At 46.8% G+C, this 14,936-nt stretch carries 15 protein-coding genes and 1 tRNA gene; 9 read left to right on the top strand and 7 right to left on the bottom strand.

Features of this window, described 5'->3' with window-relative positions; all coding sequences use genetic code 11:
• Positions 1 to 815 (top strand): aldo/keto reductase (locus JGK39_RS21245; protein WP_293297257.1); only part of this gene is annotated, 815 nt, incomplete at its 5' end.
• A 205-nt stretch (positions 816 to 1,020) separates the two neighbouring features.
• Here the strand turns inward: JGK39_RS21245 and JGK39_RS21240 are convergent.
• Together JGK39_RS21240 and JGK39_RS21235 are read right to left on the bottom strand one after the other, a co-directional pair.
• Positions 1,021 to 1,158, bottom strand: coding sequence for a hypothetical protein (locus JGK39_RS21240; protein WP_293147539.1), 138 nt, complete (start codon positions 1,156 to 1,158; stop codon positions 1,021 to 1,023).
• A 372-nt stretch (positions 1,159 to 1,530) separates the two neighbouring features.
• The gene (locus JGK39_RS21235) at positions 1,531 to 3,216 is read right to left on the bottom strand and encodes a transglutaminase domain-containing protein (protein ID WP_293256738.1); all 1,686 of its coding nucleotides are present in this window, start codon (positions 3,214 to 3,216) and stop codon (positions 1,531 to 1,533) included.
• Positions 3,217 to 3,638: 422 nt separating this feature from the next.
• On the opposite strand from JGK39_RS21235, the gene JGK39_RS21230 reads away from it, so the two are divergent.
• Together JGK39_RS21230 and JGK39_RS21225 are read left to right on the top strand one after the other, a co-directional pair.
• Entirely contained in the window at positions 3,639 to 4,502 is an 864-nt protein-coding gene (locus tag JGK39_RS21230) for a DUF928 domain-containing protein (protein ID WP_293256741.1), read from the top strand.
• Between the two features lie 450 nt (positions 4,503 to 4,952).
• Positions 4,953 to 6,989, top strand: coding sequence for a ShlB/FhaC/HecB family hemolysin secretion/activation protein (locus JGK39_RS21225; RefSeq protein ID WP_293256744.1), 2,037 nt, complete (start codon positions 4,953 to 4,955; stop codon positions 6,987 to 6,989).
• Positions 6,990 to 7,106: 117 nt separating this feature from the next.
• Here JGK39_RS21225 and JGK39_RS21220 read toward each other — a convergent pair whose 3' ends face one another.
• Positions 7,107 to 7,505 carry an alr0857 family protein gene (locus JGK39_RS21220; RefSeq protein WP_293256799.1) on the bottom strand — a complete coding sequence of 133 codons (399 nt, stop codon included), beginning with the start codon at positions 7,503 to 7,505 and terminating at the stop codon, positions 7,107 to 7,109.
• A 1-nt stretch (position 7,506) separates the two neighbouring features.
• Between JGK39_RS21220 and JGK39_RS21215 the strand changes: the two genes are divergently transcribed.
• Complete coding sequence (locus JGK39_RS21215; protein ID WP_293202945.1) at positions 7,507 to 7,653, top strand: hypothetical protein; 147 nt, start codon at positions 7,507 to 7,509, stop codon at positions 7,651 to 7,653.
• A gap of 90 nt (positions 7,654 to 7,743) precedes the next feature.
• Here JGK39_RS21215 and JGK39_RS21210 read toward each other — a convergent pair whose 3' ends face one another.
• A complete protein-coding gene (locus JGK39_RS21210; protein ID WP_293210828.1) occupies positions 7,744 to 8,259 on the bottom strand; it encodes an HNH endonuclease in 516 nt (171 codons plus the stop codon).
• A gap of 571 nt (positions 8,260 to 8,830) precedes the next feature.
• Here JGK39_RS21210 and JGK39_RS21205 point away from each other — a divergent pair.
• From JGK39_RS21205 to JGK39_RS21195, 3 genes are all read left to right on the top strand, one after another.
• Positions 8,831 to 9,175 (top strand): ribbon-helix-helix domain-containing protein, encoded by a 345-nt coding sequence (locus JGK39_RS21205; RefSeq protein WP_293181586.1) that lies wholly within the window; start codon positions 8,831 to 8,833, stop codon positions 9,173 to 9,175.
• Positions 9,176 to 9,403: 228 nt separating this feature from the next.
• A complete protein-coding gene (locus JGK39_RS21200) occupies positions 9,404 to 10,744 on the top strand; it encodes a D-alanyl-D-alanine carboxypeptidase (RefSeq protein WP_293218979.1) in 1,341 nt (446 codons plus the stop codon).
• Positions 10,745 to 11,000: 256 nt separating this feature from the next.
• On the top strand, positions 11,001 to 11,417 hold the full coding sequence (locus tag JGK39_RS21195; protein WP_293218981.1) for a DUF2809 domain-containing protein: 417 nt from the start codon (positions 11,001 to 11,003) through the stop codon (positions 11,415 to 11,417).
• 194 nt (positions 11,418 to 11,611) lie between these two features.
• Here JGK39_RS21195 and JGK39_RS21190 read toward each other — a convergent pair whose 3' ends face one another.
• Complete coding sequence (locus tag JGK39_RS21190) at positions 11,612 to 12,727, bottom strand: N-acetylmuramoyl-L-alanine amidase-like domain-containing protein (RefSeq protein WP_293218983.1); 1,116 nt, start codon at positions 12,725 to 12,727, stop codon at positions 11,612 to 11,614.
• A gap of 176 nt (positions 12,728 to 12,903) precedes the next feature.
• Positions 12,904 to 13,116: a hypothetical protein gene (locus JGK39_RS21185; protein ID WP_293218985.1), complete on the bottom strand. Its 213-nt coding sequence runs from the start codon at positions 13,114 to 13,116 to the stop codon at positions 12,904 to 12,906.
• A gap of 94 nt (positions 13,117 to 13,210) precedes the next feature.
• Here JGK39_RS21185 and JGK39_RS21180 point away from each other — a divergent pair, with 94 nt between their 5' ends.
• Positions 13,211 to 13,396, top strand: coding sequence for a hypothetical protein (locus JGK39_RS21180; protein ID WP_293218987.1), 186 nt, complete (start codon positions 13,211 to 13,213; stop codon positions 13,394 to 13,396).
• 8 nt (positions 13,397 to 13,404) lie between these two features.
• Positions 13,405 to 14,526, top strand: coding sequence for a serine hydrolase (locus JGK39_RS21175; protein WP_293218989.1), 1,122 nt, complete (start codon positions 13,405 to 13,407; stop codon positions 14,524 to 14,526).
• A gap of 261 nt (positions 14,527 to 14,787) precedes the next feature.
• Here JGK39_RS21175 and JGK39_RS21170 read toward each other — a convergent pair.
• A tRNA-Gln gene (locus JGK39_RS21170) sits at positions 14,788 to 14,859 on the bottom strand.
• Between the last annotated feature and the right edge of the window lie 77 nt (positions 14,860 to 14,936).

The raw sequence follows: 14,936 nt of genomic DNA, 5'->3' as shown, positions 1-14,936 counted from the left end.
AAAAGCCTCAAATGATTGCAGAGCAATTATTTGAGGTTTTGAGAATTCTGAATTCTTTTGAAATTAAATCCGATCGAATATCTGCGGAATGTGGGATCGAACTTGGCATTCGCTATTTTGACACGGCGGCCGACTACGGGCCCAGCGAAGAAAACTTAGGCAAAGTTTTGCCAAAATATCGATCGCGCCTGTTCTTGGCCACAAAAACAGCAGCTAGAGACAGAGATGGCGCCTGGAGAGACTTAGAACGATCGCTCAAAAGATTGAAAACCGATCGCCTCGACTTGTGGCAACTCCACCACGTCTCATTTCAAAACGAATTAGACCAGATTTTTAGTGCCAAAGGAGCAATAAAGGCAATCGAAGAAGCCAAACAGCAAAAAATAATTCGTTTTTCCGGCATCACCGGACACCACGAACCCGCTATTATTGTCGCAGGCTTGCAGCGCTATGCTTTCGATACAACATTAATCTCTCTCAACGCTGCCGAAAAACACCACCCGCGATCGTTTGTTACCAGCGCCTTACCCGTCGCCAAAGCCAAAAACATCGGCGTAATTGCCATGAAAATACCAGCTTACGGCAAATTATTTCAGAACGGTGTTTTAGATGGAATGCACCAAGCAATGGGCTATACGCTTTCACTCTCCGGCGTGCACTGCTGCGTCATCGCCGCCGACTCAGTAAAGCAACTCGAAGAAAACTTGAAAGTTGCCCAAGCATTCAAACCCCTGAACAAAACAGAAATGGCAGCAATTGAACAACGCACTGCCGCCGCTTGGCAAGAAAATACATTTTTCCGACAGTGGACTTAAAATCCTAAATCCTTTTTTTCATCTGTGTTGATTGTGCCGCGCGCCTCCCGCCCGTGAATCCTAAATCAAATAGGTTTGTAGTGAGGACTTTAGTCCGCATCAATTTCTGCGGACTAAAGTCCTCACTACAAACCTTTAAAGGCGACCAAGTATGTCGCCTTATTTATTATCATGAAAAATGCAATTTGTCAACAGCAAATAGCGACTATTTTTTCCGTTTAGCGTTATCTAACCGCCTGCGATCGCGCCACTCAACCGCTGTCAAATAGGCGACTCCGCCAGTTACAGTCAGCAACAGCACAAAGGCTACCAAAACCAGCAAATTAGCAATCGAAAATTCCACAACCCCTCCTGCTTGTCTTATACTTGAGATTATGTGCGATCGCACAAACGCAATAAAAAAGGTTTGTAGTCAGGACTTTAGTCCTCATAAAACTCTGCGGACTAAAGTCCTCACTACAAACCTCTTTGTAGTCAGGACTTTAGTCCATAAAACTCTGCGGACTAAAGTCCTCACTACAAACCTCTTTGTAGTCAGGACTTTAGTCCTCATAAAACTCTGCGGACTAAAGTCCTCACTACAAACCTGATAACGGTTATTGTACCGGACGTGCTCTGAATTAGGCGAGTGGGAGAGGATGAGGTAAGAAAAATCTTCCCTCTTCCCTCTTCCTTCTTCCTTCTTCCTTCTTCCTTCTTCCCTCTTCCTTCTTCCTTAAAACAACTCTTCCAAAATTGTAAACCGGACATGATTAATGGCCAGACTTCCCACGGAAACATCCTCCTTCTTCAAAGGAAGACCCCCGCTGGTGAGACTTTGGAAGCGAATTCCCTTGCCAATTTCCACGTGATACCAAGCTAAACCCATAAAAAACCGCAAAGGATAAGGGCCTCTGTCTTGAATGTCATCAGGATTAGATTCCATCGGTACCCAACCAAAACCGGGAATGTAAAACTCCAGCCAAACGTGATTGAAATCGGGTTCCAGCGGCACACCTTTTCTGTCAGCAAAAGCCGGACACTTGTAGCGCCCAATTGTGCGACAAGCAATCCCGTTCAATCTTGCCAAGGCCAACAACAAACCCACGTACTCGCCGCAAGAACCGACGCCGCGACGCAGTACAATATCGGGAGTGTCAATGTGAGGTCTAATTCCGTAAGAAAGTTGGTCGTAAACAAAATTGCGAATGCTCAGTAACTTCCTCAAAATGTTAGTTTCTGTGCCGATGGATGCCGCCGCAGCCGATCGCACAATCTCCGTATCCATCGCCAAATTATCATTGTCCACCAAATACTTAGCTGCAAACTCCGGCGATAGCGGCGGATTTTTTTCTACATCCCGAGGTGACAACTGATACTTAATCGATCGCACTTCTAACAATGCCTTCCAGCCAAAAATTCGCCGTTCCCCCTTCAGTAGGCGATCGAACTTAAACACCGCCACTCGTTCCCCTTCCTGAATTTCCTCAGTAAAAGGCATTCCAATCGGCGTAATTTTCCTCACTTTTTGCCGGTGAGTGTCCGAAGGTAAAGCAATCCGCCACTCCAATTTATCGATTTCTACCTCATCCAGAGGAGACAGTTCCTCCACATAGGACATTTCCATCAAAAAACCGTTTGACAGAGCGTAGCGTTCGGCTTCATTGTAGTGAAAAGATAAAGGGTGAACAAAAGTGCGATCGCGCTTCGTCAACTGAAAAGGATCTTCCGAATTCGGATCGTCCCGGATATACAGTTCATCCCCGGCATAAGCCACGTACAGAACATCTTCGCCCGTCTGAGCATCCTTGTGAAAAGCCAAACCAGAAGGCCACTCAAAGGGAGTCAAAACGCTAAATTTAATCTCCCCAGTTGCCCGTTCCAAACAGTAAACAGTTTGCTCAGTCTTGTCGCAAACCCAAAGTTCCTCATCCCGGACAGTGATATTTTCTATGCCAATACCCGGAGCGTAAAACCGAGTAATTTCCCGACCAGTTTTTACATCAAAAACCAGAATATAGCCCAATCTCTGGCAAGTCACATACAGCGTAGATTTCCAAACAGCAATCCCGTCAGCGGGATAATAAAGGGAAACAAAATGTTCCGGTTTGAGTTCAGCGATTGCCCCATCCCGAATTGCGCCCGGACAGCAACAAATATCCTCATCTCGGGAAAACCAGAGAGTATCTTCCCAAATCGCCAGCCCGGTTGCGCCCGCAAACTTAGCCGTTTGATGAGGATTTAAAACAGTGGTGTTGTCCGTTTCTCGATCGATCTCCAATAGCAGCCCTTCGGTGCGATCGACCGCGAACAACCTATTTCCTAAAAAAGCAATGCCGTGCAGTGCCAAGACTCCGATCGGTCTTACCATCCGCAGCCCCGAAGGCTGTTTGTCCGAGAGAACAGGTGAGTCGAGATTCATGCTAAATTTTTTTGCCGCTATTGTACAGAAAACCTGATTTGTTACTTGTAGCCGATCGCGTAAGACTCCTCAGCAAAATTGCCGAGGTTCCTGATATCCTGGACTGACGCATCAACCGATTTTTTTACGAAAAGACGCTTTTTAGCCTGCGGTCAGAGTAAAAAAAACCGGAATATTAGTCTTTCTCAAAATTGGGTTTGACAAGCTCAACCCAACCTGCTGCCGTGCAGGCAAGTAAGTATAACTACTAAGCTAGCACTGAAAAACGCGACACAGAATTCCATCTCGGTCAGAAGGACCAAACTAATCGTATCTGTTGGAAGATATAAATTAAGTACAACAGATTACTAGATCCGTCATAACCTTGGGTAGAATAAAATCGTGCGATCAAGTTCCTAGGTTCATTAGAAGGCAGGTTCGTCATGGCTTGGAAGTCTGCTCTAAACATCGGTGCTCTTTCCTTAATTCTGTCTTTAGAGGGAGTTGGCGTTGGTAGTTTAATACCAGGTCTTGCTCTCAACAGCCCCGGTAACAATGTTCACCGCCCCTCAAAACCGCAGCTACCGCTCAACTGGCAAACAGTTCAACCCCCGGAACTAAGCGGAAGCAGACCGAACAGCCAGCAATTGGGAGGCACGTGGAATAACTTTCAACCGCCGGAGCAGGGAGTACCCGGAAGGCGGGAAGGGGGAGGAACCCGCGGCTTAGAATGCACTGCCACAAATGCCTTAACTGCTTTGATTCCCCAATCAACTATGGGGCAAACAATATCAGCAAAGCCGACATTTTTCTACTACGTTCCCGTAGCCATCGACAAAACAGTTCAGTTTGAGTTAGCAGACGAAAGCGACAAAACAGTATACAAAAAAAGTTTTCGGATGGTAACGAGCCGTCCTGGTATCGTTAGCATCAACCTCGGCTCCGACGGCAACTCGCCAGCCCTGGAAGTTGGCAAAAACTATCAATGGTACTTTACTATCAAATGCAACCCAAAAAACTATAGAGATGAGGTTCTCGTTTCGGGGTGGATAAACCGCATCGCAGTGGCCCCAACCTTGAAAACAGAGTTGGATCGATCGCCCGACAGTCGCGCCAAGCTCAGCATCTTCGGCAAACAAGCTCTCTGGTACGAGTACCTCGAAACTCTAGCTAAATTGCGGAGTGAGTCTCCCGGCGATGACACTTTAGCCATCAAGTGGTCAGAAGTGTTGAGTGCAGTCGAACTCGGCAAAATCGCCCAAGAACCATTAGTCCCTAGTGAGTTAAAACCGATCGCCAAAAAATAATTCCATATTAGTTTCCCCCAAAAATGTAACGTTAGACCCAGGGTCCAAACCCCGATCGAGCAATCCTCGGATCTGAGTCTGAAAAGAACGCGACCCCTTGTATTGCTATAATCCTTGTAGGGTAAGGATTTCAGGTTTTCCAGTCCTGGAAAATCAATGAGGGTTGCTACAGTCATAAGTCATTGCCAATTCTCAAATCTCAAGTGGAAAATCTCAAATGGTGCGATCGCCCTATTGGGCAGCGCCACATATGATTTATGTGGCGTTGCAGATTTTTTTGGGCGATCGTCCTGCATAAATTAAAATTTTTGTGCTAACGAGCATCACGGTCTCCTTGTCTCTAGAAAGCCGGACTATTGAAAATTTTATGGTCAAATTCCGCCCGATAGTAAATGGTAAACTTGCATAGTGCAAGCAGCAGGCAAACTTATTTTACAAAAAATATTAATTATGCGCCCGAGAGCAAATATTGCAATATTTCGGTTGGGGATTTCACTTCTAACTGCGCTCCCCATTGCTTGCTTTGATGCCCATCAAGCTATATCCCAAACGGACGATATTTATCAGTTGCCCGCCGCCGCTGACAACTTAGCAGATCCGGGCAACGGAGTATTAGCGCTGCAAAAACTCGAAATCAAGCAGGATGAAACTGCAACTAACTTAAATCAACTGCCGGATTTTGCCGAAAACAACCCTCTTGACAATCAGGTCGATCGCTGTTCCACAATTAATGAAACGGGTTGTGATGCCCACCCGGAAACCGAAGCACAAAATCTAGTTGACAGCGAACCGAAATTGCCAAACCAGCTACACAGCAATGTTTTAGCCCAAAACCCACAAACTCCGCTTCCAAACCTGCCCGCTCCACCGACTCAGCCAGATCCAAATCGCGATCGATTTTTGCAACCCGCTCCCCAGCCTTCCCCACAACCTCCTGAAGTACCTCAACCAGTTGCGCCGGAGCGCCCGTCGCCAGTGCCCCTGCCACTGCCGAATCAGGTAATTGAGGTGCAGAAAATTCAAGTAGTTGGCAGCACAATTTTAAGCCCTGACGAAATTAATGCCTTAGTCAAACCGTTAGAGGGCCGTTCTGCCACGCTAGAACAGCTCAAACAAATCGCCGACAAAATCACCGAAATTTACCTCAATCGCGGCTACATCACTTCGAGAGCCGTCTTGCCGCCCCAAACTATCACCGCAGGAGCAGTCAAAATTCAAGTTATCGAAGGCAAGCTGACCAAAATAGAGGTAGAAGGAGCTAAAAGATTGCATCCAAGTTACATCCGCAGCCGGATTCGACTCGGTGCCCGAATGCCTTTAAGTACAGCTTCATTAGAAAACCAACTCCGGCTGCTGCGAGTCGATCCTTTATTTGACAATGTAGAAGCCAGCCTGCGGGCTGGGGATAATGAAGGAGAGAGCATTCTGATCGTCAGAGTTACGGAAGCTAATCCATTTCAATCTAGTTTCAGCATTGACAATTATTCGCCTCCCAGCGTCGGTTCTGAAAGATTGGGTGTTAGTTTGCGGCACCGCAATCTCACAGGAAATGGCGATGAACTTGCGGGTGCTTATTATCGATCGCTCGGCGATTCAGATGTCTTCGATTTCAGCTATCGCTTGCCGCTAAATGCGATGAACGGCACGTTGCAATTGAGGGCGGCGCCTAACCGTAACAGTATAGTACAAGAACCTTTTGATGCTTTTGACATTTCGGGAAAATCGCATTTATTTGAAGTTAGTTACCGCCAGCCGCTGCGGAGAACGCCGATCGAAGAATTTGCCGTATCTGCCGGTCTTACTTATCAGAAAGGCAGAACTTTTGTCGCCGGTGTACCGACTCCATTTGGCTTTGGCCCTGACTCCAATGGTGTCACGACTACCACTGCGATTAAGCTGGGACAGGACTACATTCGGCGCGATCCTCAGGGTGCTTGGGCTTTGCGATCGCAATTTACGATCGGCACAAGCTTGTTTGATGCTACTCAAAATGAAGGTTCTGTCCCTGACGGACAATTTTTGAGTTGGCTGGGTCAAGTGCAGCGAGTACAGCGATTAAATGATAAACATTTATTAATTTTGCAATCAGACTTACAACTTTCTGCTAATAGTTTGTTACCTTCGCAGCAATTTGTAATTGGCGGCGGGCAATCTCTGCGCGGCTACCGCCAAAATGTGCGTTCTGGCGATAACGGCTTCCGACTGTCGATCGAGGATCGGATTACTTTGCAGCGGGATGCTTCGGGAAATCCCAAACTTCAATTAGCTCCTTTTTTGGATGCGGGTACGGTATGGAACGTTGCGAACAATCCTAATAAATTAACCAATCAGACATTTTTAGCAGGTATGGGTTTGGGAATAATCTGGGAACCGATACGGCGGGTGAACTTGCGTGTAGATTATGCTTTTCCTTTGGTGAGAATTACCGATAAAGGCGACAATCTTCAAGATAAGGGCATTTACTTCAACCTAATTTATACACCCTGATCGGATGGGGAGAAGGGGAGAGTGGGAGAGTGAGAGAGTGGGAGAGTGTCAGATGAAGAAAATATTTCATTCAACATCTGACTAATGACTAATGACTAATGACTTCTTGATTTGATATTAATCGCCGACTTCCCCAACAACCTCGGCAGCAGCCTGAGTTTCGAGCCAGAGTCCGAGCAACAACCGCTCCGCCCGATCGCTCAAAACAGTCGCAAACACCCCCTGAGCGCCCTCAGACGCATCAGAAATCCACGTACCGCGCAGAGTCACCTCGACAAAATCAGCATCAGCAACACAAAGGTCGATCGAATCGGTATCATCTCGGCGCGCCTCAGATTCCAACAGAGACAGCGCCGGCAAATTCGCGGGCAGCAAAAATGCCGCAGTGCTCGGTTCGACGCTGATGCTTTGACCAACTCGCATAGCCAGCACAACTCGCAGCGCCACTAACTGTTCGGGAGATTGAGCCAAACGCTCCAGGTTAAAGCCCGTTTCAGTGTAAGTCAACTTCAGCATATTGACAGCCTTAAATTTGGAATTGAAAATTGAAAATTGGGAATTGGGAATTGGGCATTGGGAATCGGGAATTGGGAATCGGGAATTGGGAATTGGGAATTGGGAATTGGGAATTGGGAATTGGTCAAATAGGGAATTGGTCAAATAGGGAATTGGTTATTAGAAAAACCACTAACTATTACCCATGCCCCATGCCCCATGCCCTATTCCCCATGCCCCATTCCCCATGCCCCATTCCCTATTCCCCAATTTGGTATTCGTGCCAAAACATTTCGGCAAAAGCAACAGTGGGGTGAATGGGAGCCTTCGGCTTGGTTCGCAGAGACATTCCAGCTTCTATGGGAGTTCTGTCGCCCTTGCGAGAGTTGCACCGTTCGCAAGCAGTCACCACGTTGTCCCAAGTATGCGTCCCGCCCTTCGATCGGGGCATCACGTGATCCAGCGTCAAATGCCGGTTGTTGCCACAGTATTGGCAAGCATGGGCATCTCGGCGCAGAACTTCTCGCCGATTGACCGGCGGCACTTTCCACAGCCGTTCCCTGTTGCCAAAAGTCAAGCGGATTTGTTCGGGTACGTGGATGCTGGTGCTGGGCGATCGCACTAGATAGCCATTGCCGATGCTAAAATCCAGAGGTTCAGCCTTGCCCGTTACCAAAAGTACGATCGCCCGTTTGATGTTGACACGGCTCATCGGTAGGTAATTTTGAGAAAATACCACAACAGATTGCCTCAATACATCAGTTACTACGGTCACGGCTTGCTCCTCCTCATTTGGATTTTAGATTTGAGATTTTAGATTTGAGATTTGAGATTTGGAATGCTTCCCAGCATTGGCTACATCTAGTTTTTGCGAGTTCCCCAAGCCTTGCCAAATTGCTCCAATCTCCAATCAAATGCCCCCGCTTCTCTTACGAGTGAAGCGGGGGCTAGAAAAACTGCTTTCATGCAAATTTTCATCTTATGTTGGTACAGTCGTTAGCTGTACCTCCCGCTTCGCCTATCTTTATGGTGTGGCCGTGCCACTCCCAGACCGTCCCGGTCTACCTCGTTGTAATTAATTTCTGAAATTAGTCCTAATCCACTATAACCGGGTTTAATTGGGCTTGTCCCAGCCCACGAGGTCGCTGTAGGGGTTAGCAAACCTGTCATAAAGACTTGCCGTGAGGACTCAGCGCGACCCCTGGGGCGATCGCACTTGAGTTGATAAGTAGAGTAGGTGGGGAAAAATTTCACAGTAGGCAGAAAGTGATCTGAGACCTTTAAATCTAGCTTTAAACATACTACACTGATATTACAGATATGTCCACCCGTCACGGAGAAAAATTATGCATACCCTACCTAGAACCTCAACCACCGAAATGGAAGTCACCAGCATTCGATTGGAAAGAGAGCTCAAGGAGAGACTCAAAGAGCTCGCTGGCAATCAAGGCTATCAAGCTTTGATTCGAGATTTGCTCTGGAATTACGTCCAGCAGAAGTCTGGAGAGTATCGTCAGATGTTTTGTCGATCGGATATTCGAGCCAGCATTAATGCCACAGCACAGCAGGAGGAACGCTGCGCCCTTACAGGAGAGTTGATTCGAGTTAATGAGCCGATGTTATTAGGCCTGACGATGCACGGCGAAATGGTGCCGCTGAGTATGGGGAGTATGGGGAGTATGGCTGGATAAACCAGTCTAGCGAGAATTTTTGAGAGCGATCGGCCTGGGGTGAGAACCCCAGGCGCTGAAGATAAAATCCCGAAGCATTTCCAAGATATCTATTTTAACTAACCGCGTTGGCGTAGCCTGCGCGTAGCGCTTAGACGCGAAGTGCGCGAAGGAAGATCGAAGAAGGAAGAGGCGCCCGAAGAGTGCTAAACTTTCCATCGGGTGTGCCGAAAGACGATCGTAAGTTTGATGGAAAAGATGAAGGTAATGCTGAAAAACCGCTACTTGACTGCTGTAAGTTCGATCGGCCTTCTCGCAATTATCACCGGATGCGCCGCTACCGAATCGCCCCAACTTGCAACTCCCTCTCCTGTAGCCGAATCTTCCCCGCCGCCAGTTAAACCAAATCAGCCGTTAACAGTCTCTGTCAACAATCCCGAAACCGCCACAAATACCAAAATCCAGCAATATCTCAACGGATTGACGGCCCAAGGTTCTGCCAAAGAAGACCAAGGCATCTGGATGCAATCGGGCAATACCTTGCTAGCCAACCATCAAGGTACAGTTCCTCTGTCAGCCGCTTCCATTACCAAAGTAGCAACATCTCTGGTAGCGCTGCAACAATTCGGGCCGGAACATCAATTTATCACCGAAATTAGTACCAACGGCACAATCAAAGACGGCGTATTAACAGGCGATTTAGTTATTGAAGGCAGTGAAGATCCGTTGTTTGTCTGGGAAGAGGCGATCGCCCTCGGTAACATCTTAAATAAAAAAGGCATCAAGCGAGTCACTGGCACTTTAATCATTGTCGGTAAATTTTACATGAACTTTGAATTAAATCCCCTCAAATCAGGAGAATTGCTCAAACAAGCATTGAACAGTGAAATCTGGCCGGGCGAAGCCGCAGCCCAGTATCAAACACTTCCTCCCAATACACCGAAACCCCAAATAGTAATTGATGGTACTGTCAAAGTTTTGCCAGCACGTCCCAGCGCCGTACCCTTAGCCAAACATTATTCTTTACCCCTCGCCGAACTTATCAAAAAAATGAATCAGTACAGCAACAATCTCATGGCAGATATGCTAGCTGATACTGTCGGCGGCGCCAAAACAGTCGCGCAAAAAGCAGCAGCAGCAACCGGAGTTCCTCCCGCAGAAATTCAACTTGTCAACGGTTCGGGATTGAGCGACGACAATCGCATTTCTCCTAGAGCGGCCTGCGGGTTATTTATAGCTTTAGAACGCTACCTGCAACCTTACAGCATGACAGTTGCTGATGTCTTAACAGTAGTTGGCAAAGATAAAGGAATACTATCAGAACGGGCGCTGCCAAAGTTAGCAGTAGTCAAATCTGGCACGTTGGATAATGTTAGCGCTTTGGGCGGAGCGCTACCCACTCAAAAACAAGAAACAGTGTGGTTTGTCATTATGAATCGAGGGGCAAATGTCGAGGCATTTCGCACTCAGCAAGAGGTTTTATTGAAAAGCTTTTTGACTGAATGGGGAAGCGTTCAAGTTTCGCCGCCAGAACTAACACCAAATCCTGCTAGAAGTAGTAAGGTATCTCGCAGCGAACTTGTTCAATAATACCAGATTTGATGAATAATATTATGTTCGATTCTTGGCGAGCAGTCAATAGTTGGCACGGTGCGTCAGCACAGAGATTTTCAATAGGTATCTAAAATCGTGCCAACTGACGCACCCTACTACTAATACCAAATTCGGGTTTCCCGCCCCCGATAAGACTCGGCGATTGAAATCGCGTCTACACAAACACTCACGCGCCTGCGCGGGTTTAAGAAATAAAGGGGGTAAGAAACCCGGATTTGGTATAATACCTAAAATGGCATCACCTTTTAATCGCGCCCATCCCTTTTTTAACTATCGAGTTGCTCTTTTATTGACAATCATCCCTATTTTGATTGTCGGTTTAAGCAGCGAATTCTATTCCGGGCCGGGGCGAGAGTTCTTTAACGATTATTTTGGTGATTTTCTCTACCAAATTTTCTTGATTCTGCTAATTGTTTTGATATTTCCCCAAGTTTTTTCGAGTAAAATTGCCTGGGGAGTTTTCATTTTTAACTGTATCATTGAATTTAGCCAATTGTGGAAACCTCCTTTTTTGCAAGCTATTCGCGCTACATTATTTGGGCGTTTGTTCCTCGGTAGCGGTTTTTCGTGGGAGGATTTTATTGGCTATATTTTGGGATGTACTTTGGGGTGGGTTTTGGTGGTTTGGCTGAAGCAAAAAATTAGATAATTTGCTTTTTTGTCAAAGGTCGATCAGGTTTGTAGTGAGGACTTTAGTCCTTCATAAATCAGGTTTGTAGTGAGGACTTGTAGTGAGGACTTTAGTCCTTCATAAATCAGGTTTGTAGTGAGGACTTTAGTCCTTCATAAATCAGGTTTGTAGTGAGGACTTTAGTCCTTCATAAATGCGGACTGAAGTCCTCACTACGAACCAATTTGATTAGGTGTTTTCGCTCTTGCTACTACAATGCCGATCGCACTTTCGACTCTGCTAATATATCTCTGCAAGTCGTAAGCAACTGTCACAGCCCCAGCCGGCGAAGCGTGAATCAAGCCGAGATTCCCGTCTGCATTCCTGTACACAAAACCTGTGTGGGTGACATCCAATCCTTTAACATCCGTGGCTACCGCCACAATATCCCCAGGCTTTAACTGGGAATAAACACTTTTAATCCGATTTGTCGGGATGTAATTAACCGCAGTTTTGGCTAATTCTGCTTCTTGGCTGACTATGCACTGATAAGTTGCTTCATCTTTTACCATTGGCGGGTAACTGCTGCGGTGCTGGCTCATGAAATTTAGTGTTTTATTCATCGGCACTCCGCCCAATTGAACGGTAATGTTTTCTACGGTTTGCCGTTTTTGATTGTCGTTAATCCATTCGGAAAAATAGTGCAGGCGGCTGCAATAACCGTTCATTTTACCGTTTAAATACCGCTGTTCTTCTATGCGATTTACAAAATTTTGATAGTCGTAATCTTTTACTGCTACGCCTCGGGAAATAGCCAAAACCGTCTCTACAAATAGAACGCAATCAAATTTATTCAACGTTATAATTAACTTTTCTTCGCCGGATTTGTCCAGCAAACCCTCGGCGTAGGGTTTTCCTAGGAAGTTATCGCCGATCGCCTGGATGATTTGTCCGATCGGGCGATCGGGCAAATTTTCCTGTTTGGCATACTGTACAATCTTTTCAAAACGTGCTATGTCTTCGGGTAGTATAGCGGTTTCTCTGGCAGTGTTGTCTGAGTCTGGTCGTCTCGCCAGCACTTCCATTAATTGGGAATAGGAAATTTCAGGTAAGTTGTTCAAGTCCCGAAACAGACTGAGGAAACTAGAAACACTTTGCTTATTTTTGGGTTCCCGATTTTCACTTTCTGTGGTGAACTCAGCCGCTACATCCGCGCCGCGTGTTTCTGTTTGTCGATCGACAACAGATCCAGCAGGTTGAGACTGCAATGCCCAAACATCAGGTATCAAATAATTATTCACCCAGGCGATCGCAAATCCCAAAACAGCCAGACTCCAAAAATTTCTCATGTTTTTCTAAGGATTTTGCTTGAACTGAGTGCTATCCTGAAACCTTTACAATTATTAGAACTCTCAATCAGCTTAGGAGCTAGATTAAATTTACGAGAGCGGACTCGATCGACACCCTTGTCATTTGGACGCCGCCCTATTATAAACTGATCGTGCGAGTTTGATACCACAACACTCTAATGCAAGTAGACCGCCGCCGCCGCCCAATCGAGCCCCAACGCCCCATCCAGCCCAGACGCCACAGCAGCGAGCGTCCAGTTGAGCCTCGACGCCCAACTAGCGATCGCCCAGTCAAACCCCGACGCCCTATCCAATCCCGACGCCCGATCGGCGATCGTCGCATCTGGCTCCAACGCCTCATCTGGCTCCAAGGACTCATCTGGCTCCAAAGCTCAATCTGGCTCCAACGTCTCATCTCGCTCCTGCGCCCAATCTGGATTCAAAGCTCAATCTGGCTCCAACGCCTAATTACCGATCGTCCAGTTGAGCCTCGACGCCAAACCACGGATACTCCAGTCCAACCTCGACGCCAAATCAGCGATCGTCCAGTCCAACCTCGACGCCAAACCACGGATACTCCAGTCCAACCTCGACGCCAAATCAGCGATCGCCCAGTCCAACCTCGACGCCAAATCAGCGATCGTCCAGCGCCATCTCGCCGGCGACTGAGGGCAAAATTGTCTCGGCTCAAATACCGCAACATTTTGTGTTTAATTGCGGGGGCGATCGCGTTTTTTTGGCTCCTGACAATCCCCTTCAGAACTCGCCGCGCCCCAGAACCACCCGTCATATTGTCTCAAGAGGCTATCTCGCCACCGACAATTCCAACATCCCAAAATGTAGTCGATAGTAAAAGCGATCCTACCTTCACCTACAACATCAAAACACCTCCCAATCCAGTTTATTCTCAAGAATTGCAAGGGATTGTTGATGAAGCTGTGAACATTGCCACCAGCAAAGGATTGCCCGCAGACAAGCTATCAATTAGCTTGTTTGATGTCAGCAATCCCCAAAATCACAGCTTCGCCGGATATCAAAATCAAAGTCTCAGATTTCCTGCTAGCGTTGCCAAGTTATTTTGGATGGCCGCCTTTTACTCAGCCATTGAAAAAGGCATAATTACGGAAAGAGAATCTGCATTTAAAAATGACCTAGAACAAATGATTCGCATCTCCAACAACGATGCTGCTAGCAGGATTTTAGATAAAATCACCGATACAAAATCCGGCGGACGGCTCGGAGGAGAAGAGTTGCAAACATGGCTGCAAAAGCGCACGCAAATTAACACGTTTTTCCAGTCAGCAGGCTACAATGATATTCGTATAAGCACCAAAAATTATCCCATATACTATTTAAGGCAAGAAGGCCCAGTCGGTCGCGATTTGCAATTGCGGGGCGATGATTCTGTGCCGATTCGCAATCAAGCAACTACTGACCAAGCCGGCAGATTAATATATGAAATCTATACTAGGCAAGCTGTTTCTAGTCTCGCCAGCCGCAAAATGGCTTACTTGCTGACGAGAGATTTAGACCCTAAAGCCTGGAAAAATGACCCTAGCAACTCAATAAAAGGATTTCTCGGCGAGTCTTTACCAACTAATATTTATTTTGGTTCCAAAGTTGGCTATACTTCCAAATCCCGCAGCGAAGCGACTTTTGTCAGAACTTTAGACGATCGCGCGATTTACATCTTAGTCGTTTTCGCAGACGATGTGGCTTATGCCAAGGACGAAACAGCCTTTCCGGCTATTTCCCGATACGTATTCGATCGGCTAAATGCTCGCGGGCCTAGCAATTAGCTGCGATATTATGTGCGATCTAACAAATACAATCGCAGACACAGATCGGACGGCGGTTGAAACCGCGTCTACACAAACGATCGCAGACACAGATTAGACGGCGGTTAAAACCGCGTCTACATAAACGATGTCCGCCGGACGCCGACTAAGAGAGGATAGCGTAATTTTAACCGCTCACTCTTCAACCGGCGTCCGGCTTGTTTTGCCTGACAAGACGCGGTTTCAACCGCCCTTTCATCAACAATCTTAAAAACCATTTAACTGGGGCGAAAGGATTCGAACCTCTGAATGGCTGGACCAAAACCAGCTGCCTTACCACTTGGCGACGCCCCAACGTCTTAACCTTTATCATATTAACACTCAAACACCGGAATCTGTCAAGCACTTTGACAATAAAGTTTAAAAAACGT

Origin of the sequence: Microcoleus sp. PH2017_12_PCY_D_A, assembly GCF_020738565.1 — a bacterium.
In the GTDB taxonomy this organism is placed as follows: Bacteria; Cyanobacteriota; Cyanobacteriia; order Cyanobacteriales; family Microcoleaceae; genus Microcoleus.
Note: the sequence above shows the minus strand (reverse complement) of the source record. Positions and strands in the feature narration are given on the sequence as shown.

Excerpts from the sequence above, each read along its gene's own strand:
- JGK39_RS21235 (WP_293256738.1), bottom strand. The coding sequence starts at position 3,216 with ATGAATCTCGACTCACCTGTTCTCTCGGACAAACAGCCTTCGGGGCTG.
- JGK39_RS21230 (WP_293256741.1), top strand. The coding sequence starts at position 3,639 with ATGGCTTGGAAGTCTGCTCTAAACATCGGTGCTCTTTCCTTAATTCTG.
- JGK39_RS21220 (WP_293256799.1), bottom strand. The coding sequence starts at position 7,505 with ATGCTGAAGTTGACTTACACTGAAACGGGCTTTAACCTGGAGCGTTTG.
- JGK39_RS21205 (WP_293181586.1), top strand. The coding sequence starts at position 8,831 with ATGCATACCCTACCTAGAACCTCAACCACCGAAATGGAAGTCACCAGC.
- JGK39_RS21195 (WP_293218981.1), top strand. The coding sequence starts at position 11,001 with ATGGCATCACCTTTTAATCGCGCCCATCCCTTTTTTAACTATCGAGTT.
- JGK39_RS21200 (WP_293218979.1), top strand. The coding sequence starts at position 9,404 with ATGGAAAAGATGAAGGTAATGCTGAAAAACCGCTACTTGACTGCTGTA.
- JGK39_RS21190 (WP_293218983.1), bottom strand. The coding sequence starts at position 12,727 with ATGAGAAATTTTTGGAGTCTGGCTGTTTTGGGATTTGCGATCGCCTGG.
- JGK39_RS21225 (WP_293256744.1), top strand. The coding sequence starts at position 4,953 with ATGCGCCCGAGAGCAAATATTGCAATATTTCGGTTGGGGATTTCACTT.